This window comes from Blautia ammoniilytica (genome assembly GCF_025566965.1).
Taxonomy (GTDB): Bacteria; Bacillota; Clostridia; order Lachnospirales; family Lachnospiraceae; genus Blautia_A; species Blautia_A ammoniilytica.
In genome coordinates, this window is the sequence record NZ_JAOQJL010000015.1 from 20,606 (window position 1) to 42,750 (window position 22,145).

Below are 22,145 nucleotides of genomic sequence, written 5' to 3' on the forward strand. Positions count from 1 at the left end.
TACTCATTGGCTTAGCCCTCCTTTCCAGTGGATTCTCTTTCGAGTTTCTATGTAATCAGAGGGTCACAGTCCCTCTGCTGAAGGACTAACCGCCTACCGTTATGATAGCACCCATGTTTCGATTATAACAGTCAAGGTGGGAATCTGCAACCGGAAAGTTGACAGCTCATGAAAATCTGGCTGTGATACCGTTTTGATACTAAAAAATGAAGAGAACAGAAATATAGCGTAGAAATCCTATAACACAGGACAATAAAGACACGAAAATCACAGAAAATAATGAGATTTTAAGAACCTCACAAACGTGAAGGTGGACGTACTGTAGGATCAGGACGTGTTGCTACAGTTATCGAATAATTTTAGCATAACATCTTAATTATATAAATAGAGTACCGCAAGGTACATTGTGTCCAAACGTAAGATACCCCGGAACCGTAAGGTTTCCGGGGTCAGACTGTAGACAAAGCCCTGCTTTTGCAGGGTTTTGCTATTGTTGGAACCGCTTTTCTGATATAATAAATATCAGAAGGGCGGTGTTTTTTATGATGACGAAAAATACAGATAAAAAAAGAGAACAAATGATGATGTTTTCCATGGATGACATGGTACCTCAAAACCATATGCTGCGATTGATTGATAAAGCAATCAATTGGAACTTTATTTATGATCTGGTTGAAGAAAAATACTGTCCGGATAACGGCCGTCCCAGTATGGATCCCGTCATGCTGATAAAGATACCATTCATTCAGTATCTCTATGAGATAAAAAGCATGCGTCAGACCATGAAAGAGATCGAGGTAAACGTTGCATACCGCTGGTTTCTCGGACTAGACATGTTAGATCCAGTACCTCATTTCTCTACATTTGGAAAGAATTATACCCGCCGTTTCAAAGATACAGACCTTTTTGAGCAGATCTTTTCAAAGATTCTGGAAGATTGTATGAAATATAAGCTTGTAAATACAGAACAGATCTTCGTGGATGCAACACATGTAAAAGCCTGTGCAAACAGTAAAAAAATGCGTAAGCGGGTTGCACACGAACAGGCTCACTGGTATGAAGAGGAATTAAATAAAGAGATTGAAAAAGACCGTCTGGCACATGGAAAAAAGCCATTAAAGAAAAAAGATGATAACCAGCCACCTGCATCCGGTGGAACCGGAAATGATAAGGATTCTATATCTGAAGAACTTCCTGAAGATGTGAAAACCCAAAAATGCAGCATCAGCGATCCGGAAAGTGGATGGTTTCGAAAGGGTGAACATAAACACGTTTTTGCATATGCAGTAGAAACTGCCTGTGATAAACATGGCTGGATCCTTGGATATACAGTACATCCTGGTAATGAGCATGACAGTCGTACTTTTAAAGCATTATACGATAAGATATCTAAACTGAATCCGCAGATGGTAGTTGCAGATGCAGGATATAAAACTCCGGCAATCGCCCATCGGCTGTTGGAAGATGGAATTCAACCACTTTTTCCGTATACCCGTCCCAAGACCAAAGAAGGCTTTTTCGGAAAACACGAATTCGCATATGATGAATACTATGATTGTTATATATGTCCGGGAGCACATATATTGACATACAGTACAACAAACAGAAGTGGATATAAAGAGTATAAAAGCTGCGGTGAACATTGTGCTGAATGCCAATGTCTTTCAAAATGCACAGAAAGTAAGGATCATGTAAAACTGATCACACGTCATGTATGGGAAGAATATATGGAAGTGGTAGAAGACATTCGGCACACGATCGGAAACAGACAGATCTACCAGTTAAGAAAAGAAACCATAGAGCGGATCTTCGGTACAGCGAAAGAACAGCATGGATTTCGATATACACAGTATGTAGGAAAAGCACGGATGGAAATGAAAGCCGGGCTTACCTTTGCATGCATGAATCTGAAAAAACTGGCAAAGATCCTGGAAAAACGAGGTTGGAACACAGCCAGATTTTTGTTGATTTTGAAGAAAATAAAAAGAAAAGAAGTTTTAAAAGAAAAATGGTGCTGGGCATAACACCCAACACCAAGTTTGTCTACAGTCTGAAGCACCTCATCTGAGGTGCTTTACTTAGCAGGGCTACAAGGATTCGAACCTTGAAATGACGGAGTCAGAGTCCGTTGCCTTACCGTTTGGCGATAGCCCTAAATTCTCTTTCGCAATACGCTTCTCGCTTGCGACAAGTGGTATTATATAATACTCCTCACAGAAATGCAAGCCCTTTTTTTATATTTTTTTATTTTTTTTAATATTTTTCAAATACCTTTTTTTAATATTTTTACATCAAACCTTTATCTTTTATCCGAATGTGATATAATGTGAGCACTTAGTATATCAGCTGGGAGATGACTCCCACCTCTATAGGTGGTGAGAAACAAGCTAGTATCAGTGGTGGGAGTCAATCCCCCAGCTGATATAGCCTCCGGCAGGATTGCAGAGGTGCGCAGTAGAAGTATGTCATGCAATTGCATGACGCGCACCTCGCAGCAAGAATGCCGAGGCATTCTTGTTACGTAGCTGTTCAGTATTCTCACAGTTATGATGAGACTTCCTACTGAAAAGTTACAGGCTTATATTACCATAGCGATACGGAAATTTATAATGAATGAGGAGAAAACACATGAGAGCAAATAATCTGACTCTGCTAACGGATCTTTATGAACTTACCATGATGCAGGGTTATTTTAAAAATCCGACGGATCAGACCGTAGTTTTTGACATGTTTTACAGAGACAATCCCTGTGGCGGCGCATTCGCTATCTGTGCCGGTCTGGAGCAGATGATCGAATACATCGAAAATCTTCACTTTACAAAAGAGGATATTGATTATCTTCGCAACCTTCACCTTTTTGAAGAGGATTTTCTTGAATATCTGAGTAATTTTCATTTTACAGGTGATATCTATGCCATCCCCGAGGGAACTGTGATCTTCCCCAGAGAACCTATGGTAAAAGTTATTGCGCCTATTATGGAAGCCCAGCTTGTGGAAACAGCGATTCTGAACATCATCAACCACCAGAGTCTGATCGCAACAAAAGCAGCCCGTGTATGCTATGCAGCCAAAGGCGATGGCATTATGGAATTTGGTCTTCGTCGTGCCCAGGGACCGGATGCTGGTATCTTTGGTGCCCGTGCTGCTGTGATCGGAGGCTGTATCGGTACTTCCTGTGTTCTTACAGGACAGATGTTTGATGTACCTGTGCTTGGCACCCATGCCCATTCCTGGATCATGAGCTTTCCAGATGAATATACTGCATTTAAGACCTATGCAAAACTTTACCCCAATGCCTGCATCCTTCTGGTGGACACCTATGATGTGCTGAAGTCCGGTGTTCCCAATGCCATCCGTGTATTTGAAGAGATGCGTGAAGAAGGCATTCCGCTTACCAGATACGGTATCCGTATTGACAGCGGAGATCTGGCTTATCTGTCCAAAGAAGCATACAAGATGCTTGCTGCTGCCGGCTTTGACGATGCCACCATCTCTGCTTCCAGCGACTTGGACGAATACCTGATCGAAAGCCTGAAAGCCCAGGATGCAAAGATCAATTCCTGGGGCGTTGGCACACGACTGATCACTGCTAATGACAATCCTGCCTTTGGAGGCGTATATAAATTATCTGCTGTCAGGGATCCGGAGACACAGGAATTTATTCCCAAGATCAAATTGTCTGAGAATACAGCAAAAGTGACAAACCCAGGCAACAAAACCGTTTATCGTATCTACAGCAAATCCACAGGCAAGATCAAAGCAGACCTGATCTGTCTGGCAGACGAGAAGCTGGATGAAAATGATACCATGATCATTTTCGATCCGGTAGATACCTGGAAAAAGACAAAAGTGCTTGGCGGTACCTACCAGCTTCGTGAGCTTCTGGTTCCTGTGATCCGCGAGGGACGCCGCGTGTACACTTCTCCATCTGTGATGGAACTGCGGGATATCTGTCTGAAAGAACAGGAAACCTTATGGGATGAATCCAGACGTTTTGTAAATCCTCAGAAGGTTTATGTAGACCTTTCTCCAAAGCTGTATACCATGAAGAAAGAATTGATCGAAGAAATGAGCCAGAAGGATCTGGATTTTTAAAAAACAGGAATACCCCCTTCCCTTTTTGCATAAACATAAAAGGGAAAGGGGGCTTTTTATTATGCGTTATGATTCTTACACCCGTCTGATCAATGGAAAACATCCTCTTCCCGAGGGGTACGTCCCCAAGCAGCTTACAGATATCGGACTGCCCTTTCAGGCATCCTCCCAGGATTCCAGGCGTCTTCTTGAGATCCGTACTGCCCAGGCTGCACTTCGCCTGTTTCAAAGTGCCCAAAGAGATGGGTTGAACCTTTATGGTATTTCCGGATACCGTTCCTACCAGTGTCAGAAACAGCTGTATGGACAGAATCCTTATGTTGCTGCCCCTGGTACAAGCGAACATCAAAGTGGCCTTGCCCTGGATGTTTCCTGCGCAGAAGCAGGCTTTGCTCTCACTGAGGAATTTGCCTTTACCAGCGAAGGATCATGGCTATCCAGAAATGCTTCTCTTTTTGGGTTCATCATCCGCTATCCCAAAGGAAAAGAAAACATTACTGGTTTTCCCTGGGAGCCTTGGCACATCCGCTACGTTACCCGGGCACTTTCCAATTACCTGGCCCTTACCGGTCAAACGCTTGAAGAATACTATGCCCTTCGTCCCTTCTGATCCTACTGCTCCATCTGCCTTCCCAGAAAACCGGCAGCGGTCTGAACCAGAAGCTTTTCACTGTTTCCTATGGTTTCCCTGTCATTTTTCCCGATCAGGATCACACTTCCTATGGCATCTCCGGAGCTTATAATCGGCTGTATGATCTGCGCCAGGGAGTTTTTCACCTGTTCTGTAGTAATGGCCACTTTCTTTCTGTCCTGTGCTCCGGACAGTTTCATTTCCCGTGCAAAGATCACTTCTTCCAATTCACTGCTGATCTCTTTTCCTACATACTCTTTGCTTCCCTGGCCTGCTGCCGCTATCACCTGGTCGTGATCTGTAATACAGGAAACCATTCCCGTTGTCTGCGACAGTACTTCTGCATATTCTTTTGCAAAGGTACTCAGCTCCCCTATTGGTGAATATTTTTTCAGGATAATTTCACCTTCCCTGTCTGTATAAATTTCCAAAGGCGTACCTTCTTTGATCCGTAATGTCCGCCTGATCTCCTTTGGGATCACAACCCTGCCTAGATCATCGATCCTGCGGACAATTCCTGTAGCTTTCATATAAAAAATCCCTCCTGCTTCTTACATACTTTCCATAATTTGTGCTGTATGGATAGTATGCGAAAAACAAGAGGAATTATGCGTCAAAATCACAGCTTACCAAAATCATAACCTAAAAATCACAATTTACGAAAGTCTTATCAAATCACATCAAATCACAGTCTGCAAAAGTCTTTGCACTTTGCTTCTTTTTGCATTAAAATAAAAAGGAACAACAAAGCATATAGATTTATGCCTCACATCTCTAGTATCGAACTTAAGGAGCATTATAAATATGAATACAAATTTATCATTTGCATGCGACTATATGGAGGGTTGCCATCCGGTGATTCTTGAAAAGCTTACAGAAACAAATCTGATCAAAACTCCAGGATACGGACTGGACGATTATACACGTTCTGCCTGTGAAAAGATCAAATCAGCCTGCTGGAAACCGGAGGCACAGGTTTTCCTTCTTACCGGCGGCACACAAACAAATGCCACCGTGATCTCTGCAATTCTTAAAAGCTATCAGGGCGTAGTTTCTGCCAGCACAGGACATATTGCCACACATGAAGCCGGAGCAATAGAAGCCTGCGGTCACAAGGTTCTTACTCTTCCTTCCCATAACGGGAAGATTGATGCAGCAGAATTATCCCGGTTTCTCGTGGATTACGATCAGGATGCGAACCATGACCATATAGTTATGCCTGGAATGGTTTATATCTCCCATCCCACAGAATATGGCACATTATATTCCCACTCAGAACTTGAAGAGATCAGCCGGATCTGCCGCCAGCACCATATTCCTCTGTACCTGGACGGAGCCAGACTGGCTTATGCACTTGCCTGCCCCCAAAACGACCTGTCATTGCAAGACCTTGCAGCCCTTTGTGATGTATTTTATATTGGCGGCACCAAATGCGGTGCTTTATTTGGTGAGGCAGTCGTGATCACTGTTCCCGGACTGATTCCTCATTTCTTTACCATTATCAAACAGCATGGTGCCCTGCTGGCCAAAGGCAGGCTGTTAGGTATTCAGTTTGATACTTTGTTTACCAACCATCTTTACGAGCATATCGGGAAGTCTGCCATTTCGGCAGCCGATCAGATCCGGGACATGTTGAAGAGCAATGGATTTCAGCTTTGTTATGATTCTCCCACCAATCAGATTTTCTGCATTATAGATAATTCTGTAATGGATCGTCTCCTGTCCCAGGTTGAATGCAGTTTCTGGGAAAAATATGATGATTCCCATACCGTGATCCGTTTCGTAACAAGCTGGGCAACCACTCAGGAGGATGTTCAGAGACTGGGAACTGTTTTGTCTTTTTGTTTTTCCTGATCGTGGAACTTTTTTCTCTGACTGGACAGGTTAAAATACTCACTGGAAATAAACCCATGGGCAACCAATGCCTGAAATACCCGTTCCTGCTCATGGGTCATATCCATCCCCACAGTGGAATTATAGTCTGTGATCACACATCCTGTCTTCTCGATCAGCCAAAACAGTGGTGAATCATCCTGTGGCACCATTTTGAATATCTCATCCGAAGTGTAGGGCAGTAATCCCATCAAAGCCTCCATATGTCCGCCGTCCTGGATCAGCCGGTAATCTCCATCCGGCATAATGATCCCGTCACTAAAATTACTGTCCTGCTTCATCTTGTTCAGAAGCTCTTCTGTTACCTTCATCTATCTTCCCCATTACACATTTTATTTATTAGCTTTTATTTTTTGCTTTTATTTTTTTGCTTTTATTTTTTTGCTTTTATTTTTTTGCTTTTATTTTTTAACTTTTATTTATTAGCCTTTATTTATATTGTCTTTGATATCGTCTTTTCATCCTTTTGTTTTACTTCTGTATCCAGAAAATGCATCTTCAGGATCCCGTGATAAAATCTTCCATACAGAACCAGTGACATAAGCATAATTCCAGCACAGGAAACGATCAGAAACCAGGCCAGCCCGTCTGGGATCTCCTGCCAGAAAAACAAAACAGTCATCACCAGATACAAAACTACTGTACTAAGCTTCCCGTACCATTTTGCACTGTTGATCTGATCTCTCACCTTCAGAGTCTGATATCCCCAGTAAAGCATGATTCCTTCCTTTACAGCAAATAAAAGGATCATCACCCAAAGTCTTTGATATCTGGAGGAAAGACAGAAAATCATAGACACCTGTGTCAGCTTGTCGGCTACAGGATCCAGCACCTTACCTACATCAGAAACCATGTGAAATCTGCGGGCCACCTTTCCGTCCAATACATCGGTCAGTGCAGACAGTGCCACCACAGCAATCGCCTGTTTATAATCTCCTCTTCTGTACAACCATATAATAGCCGGTATCAATAGGATCCTGAACAAACTCATCAGATTGGGAATGGTCAATATATTGTCTTTTTTCAATCTTTCTCCCATAGCTTCTCCTTTTTCATGTATACTCCTTTTCCATCCGTTACCATATTGTTTCATTCTAACATGAAAAAAAGTTTCGTCAACCTGATAAAAAATAAAAAAAGACTGATAAAATATAAAAAAAGACTTGCTTTTTATAATATTCATGTTATAGTATTCACATACTTATTATGTAGTTTCAAATACTACATGTGACTGTTTTTGATGCCGTATCATTTTTAAGATCATAGGATTCCTGTAATCATTCAAAGGAGGTTTTCACATGAAATTCAAATTAAAAGATCCTGGCAGCGCCATTACTCATGGTATCGCATTTCTGCTTGCAGCGGCGGGCGCAGCACCACTGCTGATCCGTGCAGCTGGCTGTACAGATCACCTGCACCTGGCTGCCCTTAGCATATTTATCCTTACAATGATGCTTCTATATGCAGCCAGTACTATTTACCACTCCGTAGATTCTACCGAAAAAGTCAACCGCAGGCTGCGCAAGATGGATCATATGATGATCTTTGTAATGATCGCCGGCAGCTACACACCTGTATGTCTGATCGTCCTTCATAATCGCATCGGCTATATTCTGTGTGCAATGGTCTGGACAGTTGCCATGCTTGGGATCCTTTTCAAAGGCTTTTGGGTAACTTGTCCCAAATGGCTTTCGTCCCTGCTCTATATCGGCATGGGATGGCTGTGTGTACTGGCATTTATGCCGATTTTCACAGCACTTCCAAGAGCAGCCTTTGGCTGGCTTCTTGCAGGAGGGCTGATCTACACAGTAGGCGGTGTGATCTACGCCTTAAAGCTTCCGCTATTTAATTCCAGACACAAGAACTTTGGTTCCCATGAGATCTTCCATGTATTTATCATGCTAGGCAGTGCATGCCACTTCATCCTTATGTATTCCTTCGTTGCCCGCATGCCATTATAAGTTAAAAATCAAGCAGCTCCAGTTTCTGTTTTCTGGTCAGCTGCTTGATTGCATATTCTCTTTGCATTGCTTCCTGTTTCGTCTCATACCCCTCGTAATAAACTAGCGTCACCGGACGCTTTGTGCGGGTGTATTTTGCCCCATCCTGGCCTTTATTATGTGCCTGCAGCCGTTTCCTCAGACAATTTGTCCAACCAGTATACAGGCTTCCGTCTGCACATTTCACCATATAAGTATAATTCATTTATAATCCCTGGCTTTCTATGTAAAGGAATGCCTTGGCATTCCCTTTTTGTAACTGTAAGGATACTGAACTGTTACCCCTTTTCTATATAAAAGCAGCCGGTAAGAAGCGTATCTTATCAGGATTTCCGTAATATCTCTGTTGACAGGGAAACCGGCCGCATATTTTCCTACCTTCTTTATTATACGTGCTCTCTTACTTTTTGTGAATCCCTATGGCAGATATACGATCGGGTCAATTGGCTTTCCGTCTTTCTTCATTGCAAAGTACAGATTACTTCCCTCTTTACTGTAATATTTTGTAGGTGTACCTATATATCCGATGGTTGTACCCTTTTTCACTGTATCGCCCTGTTCTACCTGCAGATCTGTCAGCTGACCGTATATCGCCTGATATCCGTTTCCAAGTTCCATAGTAACCGTGGTTCCTGTCTGTGCGTCCTGTGCAATGGTCAGTACCTTTCCATTAACTGCAGACTGGACCGGGGCGCCCTGCACTGCCTGGACAGCAATGCCGGAACTTAATCTGTACTGATCCAACGTAGGAAAATACGTAGTATTGTCCATGCTGTAATCAATCAGGATATTTCCATTTACCGGCCACTCCATTAATGTATCTTCTGAAAAAAGGATCTCCGGTGCCATGTTTAGTCCTGTAGTTCCACCGGCGCCTGTTTTTGCAGCTGCTTCTGCAGACGAAGCAGTTTTGATAGCTTCTGTCTGTGTCTCTTCTTGTATCAGATTTTCTCCTGCTGTGATGCTGCTACTGCCTGTTTCCGCCTGCACCAGACGGGTATCTGCCTGTGCACTGGCTTCCTCTTTTATCTCATCTTCCTTGGCATCACTTTTCTGAACACTTTCCATTGGCAGGATCTCCTGAATGATCTCCCCATTTTGGGATGTTCCAAGCTGATATGCACTGATTCCAAGTGCTGCCAGCACAGCCAGCGCCCCAACATTGAAAATAACCTTCATTGTTCTGTTTTTCTTCATATTCTGTTCACCTCTATCATCATAATCCAGAGCCTGTTCGCCGCTCCACCTGTAATTATAGGGTGTCCAGAAATTTTGCCGGCTATACACCAGCTTTTGGAATCTGTACAATATTTTTTATTTCCATTTCAGGAAAATAAGTCTGAAGAATGTGTTCCCAGTCATATCCTGCTTTTGCCAGACAATTTCCCCCATATTGTGAGTACCCAAGTCCATGACCTTTTCCCTTGCACAAAAACCGATACCTGCTGCCTATTTTCTGTACTTTAAAATCCGCTGAAGCCAGCCCAAGCCCTGTACGAAAGGCTTCTCCCTCAACAGGCTTTCCATCTGCCATCATCCAGCTTACATATCCTTTAGAGTCCCTTTCCCGGATTTCCAGTACCTTGGGCATCTGTGATGCAGGGATATAAAATGAAGATAAATACTCCTCCGCTTTTTTATCTTCACTGCTGTCCACAGTTTTCAGATAACTGTACTCCTGACTATGAAAAACCTCCTGACCATCTCTGGTGCTTCCGCTGCTGATCTGGTGATAGGGAACCAGCTTCAATTCCTCATTCCATGTAAGCACCATATTTTCCGTTTCATGTACTGCTTCCTCATAACATTCTTCTTTTTTCCGAAAAAAAAGCTCCGGAAATTTTCCAGCTGACATTCCATACTCCTGCCTCTTTATCACAATATCACGCAGACTTCTGCCCTCACACATTTCATCATAAAAATTGGTTCTTGTAACCACTGCCTGGGCTTTTACTGCTTCCGTCTCATATCCTGCAGGTATCTGTCCTTCCAGCATGCAGGCGATCCATTCTTCAGGATCAAAAGTATGTACTGTAAGTGCCTGTTCTGCTCCATTTACTATTATAACCATAAGATACGGGAGCACCAGAAGTACCGGCAGGCTACACAGAATATTTCTGATCTTTTCCTTCATAAGCTATTTCCCGGTTGTCTTTTTTTCAGTATATGTTTTTTTCTCATAAAATTATGCTATGGCCGTAATAGTGAGAAGGATTGAATATTGTATCCCTGTCAAAATTACGGTATACTAAATAAATCGTAACTGCATAGTCACTGATCAGTTACCGCAAATCACACATTTGGAGGTTACATAGCATGACAGCTTTTTTACTGGCGCCATTTTATATTCTTGTGAATGTTTATGTGGTTCGTTGGATGATCCGCTGGATGGGTGCCTGCAGCCACATTTTCCAGTCTGCAGTTTTCCGTGCTGTATTTATCATTTTTTATATTCTGATAGCCTCTTCACTGCTTACAGGCTTCCTGATCAACAAGCCGGAATTTCTTCACCGCATCCTGAAAAACACTGGCAACTATTTTCTCGGCACATTTCTCTACATTATTTTGGTAATTGTAGTAGTCGACCTTGTACGCCTGATCCTTAAGTATGTATTTCATGCCCGATTTCTGGAATTTCGCAGCACCTTCGTGATCACAGGCTTTGTCTGTATGGCACTGATCATTCTCATCAGCGTTTACGGTATTCTGCATGTAGGTACCATCAAAGTAACGCCTTATGAAGTGACCGTCAACAAAAAGGTAAAGGACATGGATTCCCTTAAGATCGTCCTTCTTGCAGATACCCATTTCGGTTACAGCATTAACTGCCGACATGCACAGAAAATGGTAGAAAAGATCAATGCCCAGGATCCGGATATTGTCTGTATTGCAGGGGATATTTTTGATAATGATTACGATGCCATCAGCGATCCTGAAGGAGTGTGTAACGCACTGAAATCCATTAAATCCAGATATGGGGTATATGCCTGCTGGGGCAACCATGACCTGGATGAACCCATTCTTGCCGGATTTACTTTTGGCGGAAAGAAAAAAGATCAGGCTGATCCACGTATGGAGCAGCTGCTTAGAGATGCCAATATCCATCTTCTTACAGACGAAGCAGAATTGATCGATGATAAATTTTATGTTGTAGGACGAAATGATTCTTCCCGCACCCACAAGCTTGGCGGACAACGACTTTCCCCGGCTCAGCTAACCAAAGACCTTGATCTTGATAAACCGATTATTTTCATTGACCATCAACCAAAACAACTGCAGGAAACTGCAGATGCCGGAGCAGACTTGGATCTTTGCGGTCATACCCATGACGGCCAGATCTTCCCTGGAAACCTGTTTATCCATCTGTTCTGGGAAAATTCATTTGGTTATCTGAAAAAAGACAAGATGCACAATATTGTTACTTCAGGCGTAGGTGTATGGGGACCGGATATGCGAGTAGGCACCAACTGTGAGATCTGCCCCATCACTGTACACTTTCAGTAATGGGACAGCAGTTTATCTCCCGTTATAAGGAAAAGGGACTGTTATTTACTGTTATTTACGGATCTTTGTAACAGTAGTAACTCCCTTTCCACTGTTAGGATATCTGGATGAATATCCCTGGTCTGTCAGGAATACGCAAATCAGGCTTACGCATAACACCACAAGCAGTTTGTGATTCATTCGCTGTACCAGATTGTCCAGAAGAGGGGCCAGCACATAAATAATCACCAGGCCTCCTACACCAAAGACCAGCAGGCCTTCTGCGCAGATCCTTCCATTCAGGTTAAGAAAATAGCCAGAATAATCCCACCATCTTTTTCCGTTTATAAGTTCCAGTACATAGGAAGTAAGATATTCTATCCCACCACAAACCACCATGGTCATTACAAATTCTATTGCAGGGTTATTGCGGAACCGGTACAGCAATAACAGGATCAGTGCGCTCCCGCTTCCATATATCGGCAGCCATGGACCATGCAGAACTCCACGGTTTACTATGGTTCCGTTTGTGATCAGGTGAAGACTGACCTCCCAGATCCAGCCTCCAAAGGACATGATAAAAAAGACCATGATCACCGACCATACAGAATAACAGCGCATATAATTGATTTGGGAAAGCCATTGCCTGGTATTCTTATTTTTTACCGAAAGAGGGCCCAGTCGGGCAGGATAAATCTTTCCTTCATATGCCTCACGTAATTCTGTCCCTTGCAGCATTTCTGCCTGCTTCTTTTCAAATTCACGTTCTTTTTTATCTCCAAAGAATACGATGCCCAGATTCTTGATCATGAATCTGTGGATTCCTCTCATAGGTGCCAGAATGTCTTCTTCGCTTTCCCGCTTCTTGAGCACATCTCCATATGCCATCAAAAGCATTTCCTGTGAAGGTGTTTCAAAAAGATACCTGTCATTTAAAAGCTGGCTGCCTGGAATTTTCTTTTCTTTTCCTATCCTCCGCAGCATGGCATAATATTCACACATGGTAGTTTCTTTGTAAGGTCTTGTAATAAGTATATTCACGATCCAGCCGGTAAAAGCTCCCAGAATTTCCCATCCCAAAAAAGAAAGATCCAGTATAAACAATTCCCATTTATGCCCATTCATCATCTTTCTGGAAAGCGTGATCGTTTCATTTGCTCCAATCTCCGGATTCTCAGCCACGATATAAGGAACCATAAAATACGAATAGTGTTTGATCAATCCCCCCACGATTGTAAACCACCATAACAATTTATATGCCCGCATCACACACATAGTCAAACATGCCTGAACCCATTTCCGTACCTTCAGAAGATAAAATACCCTCTGTGTATGGATTTTTTCATAACGCATGCCTTCCATAAACATACGCACCATGACAACCTTATAAACATTAATAAACAAAAACCAAACCAGAAAAACGATCACCAGACTGACCAGTATTAATATGATCACTGCAACACTGTCTGAACCAACAATAGAAGAAATACCCACAGCAATCGACACGATAAATGCTCCGGATGTGATCTTATTTACAATCTTTGAAAGCATTCCACGGCTATGCCCCAGCACGGCTTTCTTGTTATCCTTTGAGGAGTTTACCTGCTTCTGTATCCGCTCATCTGCCAGACGTCTTCCTTCTTCTCTGTTTCCATCAAATAAATTCTTCAAAATAGCTATAAACTGACTGCCCATTCCAGGATCTTCCTCATAAATCTCCTCACTTACCGGATCTTTTCCTTTGAATGGCAGGTTCAACCTGGCTGTTACTTCTGTCCTGGCAATACTGTAATCCACAAGCCTTCCGCCGGAAATGATCATAAGTACCAGACACAGTACCACCCAGATCCCATAATGTTCTTTGACTGAAATTCTTGCTTTTCTTTTTATCATTTTTCTGTAATTCATATTTTTTTCTCCTTCGTATAATATGATTATATAGAAATTGCAGATAAAACACAATATACGTCACAGGATTGTAAGTATATTGAAAGCATATCTTAAGAAAGAGAATATGTTACCAGGATGGCATTGGGGGACATTATAACTTCCAGAGACATTCATTGCTTTTTTTTAGTAAAATGAGTATAATGCATAAAAAGAGTTGTCTGTCAGTTTTATGATGGCAATAATGAATTCTGATATCAGGAGGTTGTCTATGGCCAAAGAACAACTTGCAGTAGCGGAACTGATCATGAATCTGATCCTTGGGAAAACAGAAAATGTAAGCCGTGTGGATTTTTTTCCGCAAAAGAAAAAATTCCCGGAGGATTTACCCTATGAACAGCCTTTTCCAAGAGCAACCCCGGAAAGTCAGGGTGTATCTTCCCGCCTGCTCAGTGCTATGATCCGTGAGCTTTACAGCTCCAAATATACAGATATGCATCATCTGATGGTGCTGCGACATGGAAAAGTGATCTGTGAATGTAATTTTGCCCCTTATCCGGCCGGCATGTGGCACATTACCCATTCCATGTGTAAAAGCATTACCTCTATGGCTATTGGCCTGCTTGTAAACGAGGGAAAACTAACCCTGGACGAAAATATATATAAGATTTTTGAGGATCAGCTGAATCCTTTTACCAAGGTGCTCCGTCCCGTCATAACAGTGGATAATCTTCTTACCATGACCAGTGGCGTAACCTTTAACGAATCCGGCATTGTTTCCGGTAATGACTGGCTTGGAAGCTATCTAAGTTCCCAGGTTTCGGGCCGTCCTGGCACCACGTTCCAGTATAACAGCCTGAATACTTATGTATTATCCGCCATTGTGACCAAACGTACCGGCGAAACTCTAACGGATTATCTGAAGCCACGGCTTTTTGAGCCTCTGGGGATCACACGATATCTATGGGAGACTTGTCCCAAAGGGATCACCAAAGGAGGGTGGGGACTTTTCCTATGTATGGAGGACATGGCAAAGCTTGGCCAGCTTTACCTGCAAAAAGGCATGTGGAATGGTCGGCAGATCATTCCTGTAGCATGGGTAGAAACTTCCACACAGAAGCATACAGACAGCATTCCAGGTACATTTGGATACGGCTATCAGATCTGGATGGAGCAGCGGCCCGAAAGCTTTGAATTTAATGGAATGCTTGGTCAAAATGTGGTTGTATATCCGGATATGGACATGGTACTTGTAACCAATGCAGGGAACAACGAGTTGTTCCAGAATTGTGTTATGCTGAATATCATCCGCAAATATTTTCCTGTAGAATATATGCCAAAGGAACAGTTGCCAGAGGATCCAAGTGCTTATGGTATTCTACAGAAACTGATCGGTTCTATCCAAACCGGTGGTAAAGCTCCTGCCATTCATGGCGGCTGGCCAAAATCAGCCAGAATATCTGCCCGATATCCAGGAAAACCTTGTACTACAAACTGCCAGCCGGATCCGTATCCTATGTTCAAACAGCTTAATGGAAGAACTTATCAGCTTTCTCCACAATCTGTTGGCCTTTTTCCACTATTTATACAAGTTTTCCACAATAATATGACGGAGGGGCTGAGGGAAATCTCTTTCTCCTATGAAAAAGGCATATTTTACGTACTGTTTCTGGAAGGTGATACCATTCACCAAATTCCGGTAGGTTTTTCAACTGCCAGACAGACCTGGCTCACGATCCATGAAGAGCCTTACCTGATCGCCACATCCGGTGAATTCACCTCTGACGAAAATGGTACCCCTGTGCTTAAGCTTACCCTTACCTTTCTGGAGGAGTGTGTCAGTCGAAAGATCCATATCTTTTTCCAGGACAGACAGATCCAGATCCGCTTCCTGGAAACACCTGGCAAGGGAATGATCATGGAGGGGCTGGAATCTGTAACAGAGGAACTGGCTAACAAACTGATTTTTGCCACTTTCCGGGATAATGGCGGCATGACAGTAGTACACAGACTCATGGAAGGCACCATCGAACCAGTGGTACAGGGTACTTTATGCCCCCAGAAGATTATAAGCAGTCAGGAGCAACCGTTATGATATCCAGGAAATTGCGTCTGGTAATCACCTTTTCTTCTACAACGGATGCACTACTTCTGGAACAGTCCTGTAAGGAAAATCAGATCTCCGGTGGTCTGATCCCGGTGCCCAGGATGATTTCTGCCAGCTGCGGACTGGCCTGGAGTACAAATGTTAAGAATGAAAAGGACATACAGACGCTGCTCGACTATATCCAGGTTCAGCCGGAAGGTATCTATCAATGCATGATTTAAATTCAAGCATCAGTTATCAAGGTCAAAAACCGCATACATTTGATCATATGCGGATGATTTATAACATAAAGGAGTAAAAAAATGGAAAAAATTACTTTTGATGCAAGAGGTATGGCATGCCCTCTTCCAGTTGTAAATGCCAAAAAGAAAGCTGAGGAAATGCAGCAAGGTGGTTCTCTAACCATTCTTGTAGACAATGAGATCGCTGTACAGAATCTGCTTAAATTTGCTGCCAGCCGTGGATTTGAAGCCGTTTCCAGCAAAGAAAACGAAACAAATTATTCTGTGACTATGGAAGTGACAGCGTGTTCACCAATCTCCTCAGAAGCTTCTGTTTGCAGCCCAGATGCCCGTAGACAGGGAACTGTGGTAGTTCTTTCTGGCAACACTATGGGAACTGGTGATGAAAAGCTTGGAAAGGCCTTAATGAAAGCTTTTATTTTCGCCCTTACAAAACAGGACATACTTCCGGAAACCATTTTATGTTACAATTCCGGGGCATATCTTACCTGTACCGGATCTGATTCCCTGGAAGATCTGAACACTTTAGAGGCACAGGGTGTAAAGATTATGACCTGCGGCACCTGTCTTGATTTCTATAATTTGAAGGAACAGCTGCAGATCGGTACTGTTACTAACATGTACGAAATTGTTGAAACAATGGAAAAAGCCGGTTCGATCATCCGCCCATAAATATGGAAAATAAAAATAATCCGTAAGTCCTTTGTTTATAAGGATTTACGGATTTTCTTTTTCATGAGACATCGGGGATTCGAACCCCGGACAACTTGATTAAAAGTCATCCTGCCTAACACCTATAAATCTACGTAAAATCAAACGTTTTACGATTTTTGTGAGACTCAATTGAGACAAATAGATTCTACATCAGGTATTAGGTTCTGTCAAGATAGATAAAATAATTCCCGAAGATTCCCGGCAGATGGGTACCTGCCGGGAGCTTTTTATTTCAGCATTTCATTGACTTTCTTCTGCACGGCTGCATAATCATATCCTGCCGCCGTCAGCCTCTTTTTCCGGTCTTCTCCTACTCCCCACTTGCCAGCAATCACCTCTTTTGCCAGTGCAGTCACGGACTTATTTTTAGTAGTGCTTGTGGTCTCTGTTTTGGGATATACCTGTTTTCCATTAGAATCAAAGACTTTGTAGCCCTTGGACTGATCCGCCCTTTTCTTGGCCAGCTCTAGGCTCTCAAAAGCCCCTAACTGACTTGCAGCATCTCCCCAGGATTTCCGCACCCGGTAAAATTTCTTTGCAGCCGGCTTCTGGGTGTCTGCATTCTGGTTAGTATCAGCTTTTGCAGGCTCCTGCACGGTTCCGGTCTTGCCTTCCATTTTCAGCTTGACCGCTTTCCGGAAGGTGTTCATGGTGTAGGGCAACGCCAGCCCTCTCCATAGGTGTTCCGGATCGCCGTGGTTGGTTGCGATTCCCCTTGCATTGCCCTCCGCATGTGACAGGATCACGCCGTCTTTCATTGGGTTAAGACCGTACTCTTTGCAAAGATAAGCAAACAGCTCCACAGCAGCATTGTATGTACGTCTTGCACAGGCTCTTGCATCTGCCAGATTAGAGCAGGTAAACGTACCGCCGCCTGTATACCGGATCGTTGCAGGCTCACACATCTCCACGCCGATATGTGTATTGTTTCCAGATCCGTTCCGGCCGGATCCGCAATGCCAGCCCCGGTGATTCCAGGGGAGTGTCTGATAGATAGTTCCGGTGTTGCCGTCAATGAAACCATGGACACAGGCAGCGCCATAGGATGGACTGTTCCACATATTTACAAAGACCTGCGCAGACGGCTGGGCACACCCAACCGAATGGAGCATCAGGCCTTTGACCGTAATTTTTCGCCCTGCTGTATAGCAGGGATTTTTTATAAGGATAGATTTAATTATCTTCATAATATTTTCCTCCAGTAAACCCAATAAAAAAGAGGACGATCACTCGTCCCCTGAATCCGTATCTGATTCCTTGTTAATTGCCTTGTCGGCTACTTCCAGTCCTCTGATCAGGATCTGTGGCACATTATACCCAGCTTCTACGAAATTTTCACAGATGGACCGGATCTCATTGACCAGTAGGGAAGCCAGGACAAACCAGCCCAACAAAGTTGTAATTCCCAGGTCAACGCCAATTGTCTTGCCGATCTCTACAAATACCGCAGATGCACCAAAAGCAACCGCAATCATGATCCAGTACCCCAGCTTCTTAAGCACACCTTTCCACCCTGCCTTGGAGTTTTCCTTGTGTGCGATCCGGCTCTTCATCCAGCCGGTAATCCAGTCCGCCAGGTTGAACGCCAAGAACAGTGCAAACAAGATCCAATGCTCTCCAAAGATATAGGACAGCACTGCTACGATGCTCCCAACAATGGCATTATACGTATCAATCACCTTCATAGTTTATGTTCTCCTTTTCTTATATGATATTTTATGGCACAAAAATAAGACCTGCTACGGTCTTGCCCTGGGTTTGTTCATACGATTTTCTCCATGTTCTTTAACTGGTTTTATACCAGAATGAATTTACAGAAAAAGTAGCAGTTGTCGGTACAGCTTTATTAAAAAATAAAATTGTATATCCATTAGCGTATGCAGAAACACCAGTGACACAATACTCATTAGCCCAGTCTGGATTTACTGCAGTCATTATAGTGTACCCCTCTGGAGTAGCTAAAAAAATGTAACCACCACCAAGTCCTGTGATTGTTTCCTTTTTCATTATTATTTTATCATGTACCTCATTTACAGCACCCACAAGTGAGCCTTTGTTGGTCGTATTTAACGACTTAAGAAGCCCAATGCGTGTATTCAGTACAGCCCCCTGTCTAGCATCCAAAACAAAGCTTGTTGCAGCTGTTGTTGTCAGATTATTAGCCACATTTTTAGATGCTGCCGTTCCAAGAGAAGCTATCCATTTATAGATTTTTCCAAACAATACACCCAAAGTTTCTCCAGACACAAGGTCTTGTTTTGCGGCAGTAGCAAACGTCACAGTATTACTGGATAAATCCCCCTGAATAACACTTTGTGCCGCCTGCGCTGCTTCATTCGCTGCTGTTGCTGCAGAATTAGCACCTGTTGCGGCTGTAGCTGCGCTGGAGGCTGCTGTGTCCGCATTACTGGCTGCCGTATTAGCCGCCGACGCTGCACTTCCGGCATTACTTGCCGCAGTCTGGCATGCCTGGATAGCAGCCTTACATTGCCTGTCTACCTCAGCTGCCACCACTTCACCTGAGGATGCTGCAATGTTGTCCACCATATCCTCATAGGTTGCCATCCGTTTGACTACACCTGCACCAAAGCACATGTAGCAGGCCAATCCGTCACTTGCATTCGGATCCCCAGACAGCACTACCGCCCATTCACCAGGCAGCAGCTTGGTAGGGTCAAACTTATTGTATGGTCCCCGTCTGTTTTTAATTGCCATGACTTGCATTCCCCTTTCATCTCATTACGTAAGCATTTTTTGTTCCCCGTTGGAAAAAGTAAAAATTATGCTTTTTTCGCCGGTTTCAACATCATCTATACAGTCAATGTTTGTCACATATACTCCCGAAGTGTCTGTTCCAATCAGCGCCTTTCCATCTTTGGTAAGAATTCGGCCACTTGCGCTCTTTAGCACCAGGTCACTGGTCAGGGATTCCAGCACCACTTTTCTCGTCCCGTCACCTGTCTGCGCGGACAGATCAAGAAGTCCATCCACATCATCACCATATCCTGCCGATATGACTGAATCCAGTATCTTTACCCACTCCTGGCCTTTTTTGTTGATAAACCGCCCCGTAAGATCTACTCCGGACGAATTGATTGATCCGATAACGTTGCCATTGGTATCCAGCACCTGCAAGACACCGTGCCCGTTACCACTTCCTCCAAGCGTCAAAACACCGCCTCTGGCCCAGGAAAAGTTGATACCGATCACAGACAGCACGTTCATCACTGCGTCCCCGGAGCTGTCAAATCCGGCTTTCCAGGTTGTATTCGCATCATTCCCTTGATAGTCGGATGTTACCCAGAAGCCGTCAATTCCTGATTTGTATACAATCTTGGATTCTGCCAGTTTTGGCTTGTCATGCCGGTATGCAAGGATAGATCCGTCTGCCTGTTTCACAGTCGTAGCGTAGAAGCCAAATGTATTGGCTGCCAGCTGATTCATGTTCTGGACAGCGATGTCGTAAGCACTTAACTGGCCGTCTGTCTGCTCTTTTGTCTTAGACATCAGTTTAGTACCGGGGCCAAAGCGGGTATAATTCTTTTCTGTTGGTGTCTCAGCGCTGCATTCCACTTTCTGATCACCACACAGGACAAAGGTATTGTTCGTGATCACAGTGTTGTATGTCCGGTTCTTCCGGTCCGTGACCATTGCCACATCACCGGCTTCAATGCTTGGATCTGACTGCCCGGAAATGCTCAATGGCCGAAATACCATATTCCCAAGCTTTGCGTACACATAGGCTGCTACTGCTTCCACTGCACCAGTCTGGATCAGGGGGTTCCCAGAGATCTCCAGTACATATCCATCTGCGCCTTTCATGACGCTTTCTGCCGTCTGGCTGCCCTCCGACTTGGCTGTAACCTTAATCCCTGTGATCCGTATATCATCTGCATTAATGGTCTGCGATCTAAGATTAAAAAGGTGATGGTAATAATCTGTAGCCACAAAGCTGCTTCCGTCATATTCATCCCCAGATGCATAATCATCAAAGGAACCGCCATCCCAGGACGGATCAGCATCCACATAGGTGTTTCCGGAAATCTTATCAAAATTTCCTCCATCAATGTTTTCCGGAATGCTGCTTATCTTATACCAGCCAAAGCACAGCTTATCCAATCGGTTGACCCGGGCAAAAGAGCCCATGATTTGTGCACAGTAGGAAATAACATCCCTGAACGTAAGGGCATCCGCTTTTGGCCGTTCCTGGACAATATAGCTGCCCATTTCGATAGTGCTGGCATCATAAGCCATCTGGCAGTGTCTGCATGCGTCCGCAATGATCTGACTGACCGTAGCAGGATATGTCAGCGTGCTTTCGCTGTACGGCTGGTCAAAGAACAGCATGTAGTCATAGGCCTTAATGGTGATCGTCAGCTCATCTTTCTTGGCTGATACCACACGGAAGCTCCCTTTGTTCAGATCCTCCCAAGCATTCTCCTCCACTTCCAGGCCTACAATGGCCTGCAGGTCTGCCTCTTCAAACACATACCCATCAAATTTTCCGGTTTCATTATTCAGGACAGCGGAATACTCTTTCATCACTGCTGCCCCGATGTCAAATTTCCCGGAACTTGACGTTGCGTCATTGATGTTGTAGCTCATAAAATCGTTAATGGAAAGCTGCAGGGGATCCTGGTTTTTAAATGTGATCTTATCCTGCACCCGGAACACCCTGTTTCCGTTGATTGCCCTTTTATAGGCAATGGTTGTATTAATCATATCGTCACCTCTGTATCACATCTACGGACACGGATTTATAGTAATAATTCCCATCCCCGATAGATCCAAGATGTTCCTTTGTCAGCGTGCCCCTGTATGACTGGATGGTAAAATCAATCCCTGAATCATGGAACGTAATAGGGAACCATCCGGCGATCAGCTTGCTTTTGATCAGCTGCAGCTGGGGGTCTGTCAGGAACTCCCACTTGATGTTCAGGGTCTTTTTCTCGGCAACCACATCACCGATCATGTACCCCGTCAGCGTCCTTCCAGTACTGGATGTCCAGATGATCTCATCTGCAACACTTAAAGAGGTAGGGGATGGGAGCTCCACGCCCCCTGCCTTCAATGGATATTTTTTGCTTGCCATC

At 43.8% G+C, this 22,145-nt stretch carries 21 protein-coding genes and 1 tRNA gene; 9 read left to right on the forward strand and 13 right to left on the reverse strand.

What is annotated here, in order from left to right; genetic code table 11:
• The first annotated feature begins 542 nt into the window (after positions 1-542).
• Entirely contained in the window at positions 543-2,024 is a 1,482-nt protein-coding gene (locus tag OCV61_RS08895; protein WP_158421494.1) for an IS1182 family transposase, read from the forward strand.
• 58 nt (positions 2,025-2,082) lie between these two features.
• Here the strand turns inward: OCV61_RS08895 and OCV61_RS08900 are convergent.
• Positions 2,083-2,154 (reverse strand) — tRNA-Gln (locus tag OCV61_RS08900).
• A 474-nt stretch (positions 2,155-2,628) separates the two neighbouring features.
• On the opposite strand from OCV61_RS08900, the gene OCV61_RS08905 reads away from it, so the two are divergent.
• Positions 2,629-4,095 (forward strand): nicotinate phosphoribosyltransferase, encoded by a 1,467-nt coding sequence (locus OCV61_RS08905; RefSeq protein WP_158421495.1) that lies wholly within the window; start codon positions 2,629-2,631, stop codon positions 4,093-4,095.
• A 61-nt stretch (positions 4,096-4,156) separates the two neighbouring features.
• Complete coding sequence (locus OCV61_RS08910; RefSeq protein ID WP_158421496.1) at positions 4,157-4,705, forward strand: M15 family metallopeptidase; 549 nt, start codon at positions 4,157-4,159, stop codon at positions 4,703-4,705.
• Between the two features lie 2 nt (positions 4,706-4,707).
• Here OCV61_RS08910 and spoVT read toward each other — a convergent pair whose 3' ends face one another.
• Positions 4,708-5,256 carry a stage V sporulation protein T gene (gene spoVT, locus OCV61_RS08915; protein ID WP_158421497.1) on the reverse strand — a complete coding sequence of 183 codons (549 nt, stop codon included), beginning with the start codon at positions 5,254-5,256 and terminating at the stop codon, positions 4,708-4,710.
• A 274-nt stretch (positions 5,257-5,530) separates the two neighbouring features.
• Here spoVT and OCV61_RS08920 point away from each other — a divergent pair, with 274 nt between their 5' ends.
• Complete coding sequence (locus tag OCV61_RS08920) at positions 5,531-6,580, forward strand: threonine aldolase family protein (protein ID WP_158421498.1); 1,050 nt, start codon at positions 5,531-5,533, stop codon at positions 6,578-6,580.
• On the opposite strand, the gene OCV61_RS08925 is transcribed toward OCV61_RS08920, so the two are convergent.
• Positions 6,541-6,930, reverse strand: a complete 390-nt coding sequence (locus OCV61_RS08925; RefSeq protein WP_158421499.1) for a hypothetical protein — start codon at positions 6,928-6,930, stop codon at positions 6,541-6,543. The two genes, OCV61_RS08920 and OCV61_RS08925, sit on opposite strands and share 40 nt — an antisense overlap.
• A 122-nt stretch (positions 6,931-7,052) precedes the next feature.
• Positions 7,053-7,658: a CDP-alcohol phosphatidyltransferase family protein gene (locus OCV61_RS08930; protein WP_262582758.1), complete on the reverse strand. Its 606-nt coding sequence runs from the start codon at positions 7,656-7,658 to the stop codon at positions 7,053-7,055.
• Positions 7,659-7,917: 259 nt separating this feature from the next.
• On the opposite strand from OCV61_RS08930, the gene trhA reads away from it, so the two are divergent.
• Complete coding sequence (trhA, locus tag OCV61_RS08935; RefSeq protein WP_158421501.1) at positions 7,918-8,580, forward strand: PAQR family membrane homeostasis protein TrhA; 663 nt, start codon at positions 7,918-7,920, stop codon at positions 8,578-8,580.
• A 1-nt stretch (position 8,581) separates the two neighbouring features.
• Here the strand turns inward: trhA and OCV61_RS08940 are convergent, their stop codons facing one another.
• The 3 genes from OCV61_RS08940 to OCV61_RS08950 all read right to left on the reverse strand — a co-directional run bounded on the left by OCV61_RS08940 (position 8,582) and on the right by OCV61_RS08950 (position 10,753).
• On the reverse strand, positions 8,582-8,824 hold the full coding sequence (locus OCV61_RS08940) for a GIY-YIG nuclease family protein (protein ID WP_158421502.1): 243 nt from the start codon (positions 8,822-8,824) through the stop codon (positions 8,582-8,584).
• 212 nt (positions 8,825-9,036) lie between these two features.
• Positions 9,037-9,816, reverse strand: coding sequence for a M23 family metallopeptidase (locus OCV61_RS08945; protein WP_158421503.1), 780 nt, complete (start codon positions 9,814-9,816; stop codon positions 9,037-9,039).
• An 82-nt stretch (positions 9,817-9,898) separates the two neighbouring features.
• Complete coding sequence (locus tag OCV61_RS08950) at positions 9,899-10,753, reverse strand: SpoIID/LytB domain-containing protein (RefSeq protein WP_158421504.1); 855 nt, start codon at positions 10,751-10,753, stop codon at positions 9,899-9,901.
• Between the two features lie 182 nt (positions 10,754-10,935).
• Between OCV61_RS08950 and OCV61_RS08955 the strand changes: the two genes are divergently transcribed.
• Positions 10,936-12,123: a metallophosphoesterase gene (locus tag OCV61_RS08955; RefSeq protein ID WP_158421505.1), complete on the forward strand. Its 1,188-nt coding sequence runs from the start codon at positions 10,936-10,938 to the stop codon at positions 12,121-12,123.
• A 51-nt stretch (positions 12,124-12,174) separates the two neighbouring features.
• On the opposite strand, the gene OCV61_RS08960 is transcribed toward OCV61_RS08955, so the two are convergent.
• Entirely contained in the window at positions 12,175-14,010 is a 1,836-nt protein-coding gene (locus OCV61_RS08960) for a DUF975 family protein (protein WP_262582759.1), read from the reverse strand.
• Positions 14,011-14,260: 250 nt separating this feature from the next.
• Between OCV61_RS08960 and OCV61_RS08965 the strand changes: the two genes are divergently transcribed.
• The 3 genes from OCV61_RS08965 to yedF all read left to right on the forward strand — a co-directional run bounded on the left by OCV61_RS08965 (position 14,261) and on the right by yedF (position 17,010).
• Positions 14,261-16,084: a serine hydrolase domain-containing protein gene (locus tag OCV61_RS08965; RefSeq protein ID WP_158421506.1), complete on the forward strand. Its 1,824-nt coding sequence runs from the start codon at positions 14,261-14,263 to the stop codon at positions 16,082-16,084.
• A complete protein-coding gene (locus OCV61_RS08970) occupies positions 16,081-16,317 on the forward strand; it encodes a putative Se/S carrier protein (protein WP_262582760.1) in 237 nt (78 codons plus the stop codon). The genes OCV61_RS08965 and OCV61_RS08970 overlap by 4 nt, the downstream gene beginning before the upstream one ends.
• 81 nt (positions 16,318-16,398) lie before the next feature.
• A complete protein-coding gene (gene yedF, locus OCV61_RS08975; RefSeq protein ID WP_158421508.1) occupies positions 16,399-17,010 on the forward strand; it encodes a sulfurtransferase-like selenium metabolism protein YedF in 612 nt (203 codons plus the stop codon).
• Between the two features lie 269 nt (positions 17,011-17,279).
• Here yedF and OCV61_RS08980 read toward each other — a convergent pair whose 3' ends face one another.
• From OCV61_RS08980 to OCV61_RS09000, 5 genes are all read right to left on the reverse strand, one after another.
• Positions 17,280-18,239, reverse strand: a complete 960-nt coding sequence (locus OCV61_RS08980; protein ID WP_158421509.1) for an N-acetylmuramoyl-L-alanine amidase — start codon at positions 18,237-18,239, stop codon at positions 17,280-17,282.
• Positions 18,240-18,278: 39 nt separating this feature from the next.
• Positions 18,279-18,737 carry a phage holin family protein gene (locus OCV61_RS08985; protein ID WP_158421510.1) on the reverse strand — a complete coding sequence of 153 codons (459 nt, stop codon included), beginning with the start codon at positions 18,735-18,737 and terminating at the stop codon, positions 18,279-18,281.
• Positions 18,738-18,837: 100 nt separating this feature from the next.
• A complete protein-coding gene (locus OCV61_RS08990) occupies positions 18,838-19,767 on the reverse strand; it encodes a hypothetical protein (RefSeq protein ID WP_158421511.1) in 930 nt (309 codons plus the stop codon).
• A gap of 24 nt (positions 19,768-19,791) precedes the next feature.
• Positions 19,792-21,774, reverse strand: coding sequence for a hypothetical protein (locus tag OCV61_RS08995; protein WP_158421512.1), 1,983 nt, complete (start codon positions 21,772-21,774; stop codon positions 19,792-19,794).
• Positions 21,775-21,778: 4 nt separating this feature from the next.
• Entirely contained in the window at positions 21,779-22,144 is a 366-nt protein-coding gene (locus OCV61_RS09000; RefSeq protein ID WP_158421513.1) for a hypothetical protein, read from the reverse strand.
• Position 22,145: the final 1 nt, after the last annotated feature.

Bases quoted from the DNA above. Each gene is read 5' to 3' on its own strand.
- OCV61_RS08950 (WP_158421504.1), bottom strand. From the start codon at position 10,753: ATGAAGGAAAAGATCAGAAATATTCTGTGTAGCCTGCCGGTACTTCTG.
- OCV61_RS08970 (WP_262582760.1), top strand. From the start codon at position 16,081: ATGATATCCAGGAAATTGCGTCTGGTAATCACCTTTTCTTCTACAACG.
- OCV61_RS08955 (WP_158421505.1), top strand. From the start codon at position 10,936: ATGACAGCTTTTTTACTGGCGCCATTTTATATTCTTGTGAATGTTTAT.
- OCV61_RS08930 (WP_262582758.1), bottom strand. From the start codon at position 7,658: ATGGGAGAAAGATTGAAAAAAGACAATATATTGACCATTCCCAATCTG.
- OCV61_RS08905 (WP_158421495.1), top strand. From the start codon at position 2,629: ATGAGAGCAAATAATCTGACTCTGCTAACGGATCTTTATGAACTTACC.
- OCV61_RS08925 (WP_158421499.1), bottom strand. From the start codon at position 6,930: ATGAAGGTAACAGAAGAGCTTCTGAACAAGATGAAGCAGGACAGTAAT.
- OCV61_RS08990 (WP_158421511.1), bottom strand. From the start codon at position 19,767: ATGGCAATTAAAAACAGACGGGGACCATACAATAAGTTTGACCCTACC.
- OCV61_RS08940 (WP_158421502.1), bottom strand. From the start codon at position 8,824: ATGAATTATACTTATATGGTGAAATGTGCAGACGGAAGCCTGTATACT.
- OCV61_RS08910 (WP_158421496.1), top strand. From the start codon at position 4,157: ATGCGTTATGATTCTTACACCCGTCTGATCAATGGAAAACATCCTCTT.
- spoVT (WP_158421497.1), bottom strand. From the start codon at position 5,256: ATGAAAGCTACAGGAATTGTCCGCAGGATCGATGATCTAGGCAGGGTT.
- OCV61_RS08965 (WP_158421506.1), top strand. From the start codon at position 14,261: ATGGCCAAAGAACAACTTGCAGTAGCGGAACTGATCATGAATCTGATC.
- yedF (WP_158421508.1), top strand. From the start codon at position 16,399: ATGGAAAAAATTACTTTTGATGCAAGAGGTATGGCATGCCCTCTTCCA.
- OCV61_RS08960 (WP_262582759.1), bottom strand. From the start codon at position 14,010: ATGAATTACAGAAAAATGATAAAAAGAAAAGCAAGAATTTCAGTCAAA.
- OCV61_RS08945 (WP_158421503.1), bottom strand. From the start codon at position 9,816: ATGAAGAAAAACAGAACAATGAAGGTTATTTTCAATGTTGGGGCGCTG.
- OCV61_RS08895 (WP_158421494.1), top strand. From the start codon at position 543: ATGATGACGAAAAATACAGATAAAAAAAGAGAACAAATGATGATGTTT.
- OCV61_RS08980 (WP_158421509.1), bottom strand. From the start codon at position 18,239: ATGAAGATAATTAAATCTATCCTTATAAAAAATCCCTGCTATACAGCA.
- OCV61_RS08995 (WP_158421512.1), bottom strand. From the start codon at position 21,774: ATGATTAATACAACCATTGCCTATAAAAGGGCAATCAACGGAAACAGG.
- OCV61_RS09000 (WP_158421513.1), bottom strand. From the start codon at position 22,144: ATGGCAAGCAAAAAATATCCATTGAAGGCAGGGGGCGTGGAGCTCCCA.
- OCV61_RS08920 (WP_158421498.1), top strand. From the start codon at position 5,531: ATGAATACAAATTTATCATTTGCATGCGACTATATGGAGGGTTGCCAT.
- OCV61_RS08985 (WP_158421510.1), bottom strand. From the start codon at position 18,737: ATGAAGGTGATTGATACGTATAATGCCATTGTTGGGAGCATCGTAGCA.
- trhA (WP_158421501.1), top strand. From the start codon at position 7,918: ATGAAATTCAAATTAAAAGATCCTGGCAGCGCCATTACTCATGGTATC.